Origin of the sequence: Bacteriovorax sp. DB6_IX (assembly GCF_000447775.1) — a bacterium.
Classification (GTDB): domain Bacteria; phylum Bdellovibrionota; class Bacteriovoracia; order Bacteriovoracales; family Bacteriovoracaceae; genus Halobacteriovorax_A.
The window spans coordinates 1-249 of the sequence record NZ_AUNJ01000256.1; the positions used below are offsets into that span (position 1 = coordinate 1).

Annotated in this window: 1 protein-coding gene; it reads left to right on the forward strand. The window is 36.9% G+C overall.

All coding sequences use genetic code 11. The annotated features are described in order from the left end of the window. Positions 1 to 232, forward strand: a 232-nt coding sequence (ribH, locus tag M901_RS07575) for a 6,7-dimethyl-8-ribityllumazine synthase (protein ID WP_034721225.1), incomplete at its 5' end; no start/stop codon positions are given. Between the last annotated feature and the right edge of the window lie 17 nt (positions 233 to 249).

The following is a 249-nucleotide window of genomic DNA, read 5'->3' on the forward strand; positions in this document are numbered from 1 at the left end:
TGCTGTTATTAGAGGTTCTACACCTCACTTTGACTATGTTTCAAATGAAGTTGCTAAAGGTGTAGCAAAAGTTTCTTATGATACGGATACTCCAGTGATTTTTGGTGTTCTAACTGTAGATACAATTGAGCAAGCAATTGAAAGAGCAGGGACAAAAGCTGGGAATAAAGGTTGGGAAGCAGCTCTCTCTGCAATTGAAATGGCGACACTTCTTAACGGAATTTCGAAATAATTTTTGCTTGAAATTTT